This is a genomic window from Staphylococcus marylandisciuri, from assembly GCF_025519785.1.
GTDB lineage: Bacteria > Bacillota > Bacilli > Staphylococcales > Staphylococcaceae > Staphylococcus > Staphylococcus marylandisciuri.
This window is the reverse complement of sequence record NZ_JAOPKZ010000033.1, coordinates 1-1,474: the sequence shown is the minus strand read 5'-3', so window position 1 is coordinate 1,474 and position 1,474 is coordinate 1. Positions and strand designations below refer to the sequence as shown.

At 52.8% G+C, this 1,474-nt stretch carries 1 rRNA gene; it reads left to right on the top strand.

The window, feature by feature from the left end:
* A 16S ribosomal RNA gene (locus N9R04_RS11250) occupies window positions 1-1,464 on the top strand; the annotation flags it as partial.
* Between the last annotated feature and the right edge of the window lie 10 nt (window positions 1,465-1,474).

Here is a 1,474-nt window from a genome sequence, read left to right as displayed (position 1 = left end):
CCGACGTTAGCGGCGGACGGGTGAGTAGCACGTGGGTAACCTACCTATAAGACTGGAATAACTCCGGGAAACCGGGGCTAATGCCGGATAACATGTGGGACCGCATGGTCCTACAGTGAAAGGCGGCCTTGCTGTCACTTATAGATGGACCCGCGCCGTATTAGCTAGTTGGTAAGGTAACGGCTTACCAAGGCGACGATACGTAGCCGACCTGAGAGGGTGATCGGCCACACTGGAACTGAGACACGGTCCAGACTCCTACGGGAGGCAGCAGTAGGGAATCTTCCGCAATGGGCGAAAGCCTGACGGAGCAACGCCGCGTGAGTGAAGAAGGCCTTCGGGTCGTAAAACTCTGTTATTAGGGAAGAACAAACGTGTAAGTAACTGTGCACGTCTTGACGGTACCTAATCAGAAAGCCACGGCTAACTACGTGCCAGCAGCCGCGGTAATACGTAGGTGGCAAGCGTTATCCGGAATTATTGGGCGTAAAGCGCGCGTAGGCGGTTTCTTAAGTCTGATGTGAAAGCCCACGGCTCAACCGTGGAGGGTCATTGGAAACTGGGAAACTTGAGTGCAGGAGAGGAAAGTGGAATTCCATGTGTAGCGGTGAAATGCGCAGAGATATGGAGGAACACCAGTGGCGAAGGCGACTTTCTGGTCTGTAACTGACGCTGATGTGCGAAAGCGTGGGGATCAAACAGGATTAGATACCCTGGTAGTCCACGCCGTAAACGATGAGTGCTAAGTGTTAGGGGGTTTCCGCCCCTTAGTGCTGCAGCTAACGCATTAAGCACTCCGCCTGGGGAGTACGACCGCAAGGTTGAAACTCAAAGGAATTGACGGGGACCCGCACAAGCGGTGGAGCATGTGGTTTAATTCGAAGCAACGCGAAGAACCTTACCAGATCTTGACATCCTTTGATCCCTCTAGAGATAGAGGTTTCCCCTTCGGGGGACAAAGTGACAGGTGGTGCATGGTTGTCGTCAGCTCGTGTCGTGAGATGTTGGGTTAAGTCCCGCAACGAGCGCAACCCTTAAGCTTAGTTGCCAGCATTCAGTTGGGCACTCTAAGGTGACTGCCGGTGACAAACCGGAGGAAGGTGGGGATGACGTCAAATCATCATGCCCCTTATGATCTGGGCTACACACGTGCTACAATGGACAATACAAAGGGCAGCTAAACCGCGAGGTCAAGCAAATCCCATAAAGTTGTTCTCAGTTCGGATTGTAGTCTGCAACTCGACTACATGAAGCTGGAATCGCTAGTAATCGTAGATCAGCATGCTACGGTGAATACGTTCCCGGGTCTTGTACACACCGCCCGTCACACCACGAGAGTTTGTAACACCCGAAGCCGGTGGAGCAACCACTTTGTGGAGCTAGCCGTCGAAGGTGGGACAAATGATTGGGGTGAAGTCGTAACAAGGTAGCCGTATCGGAAGGTGCGGCTGGATCACCTCCTTTCTAAGGATTT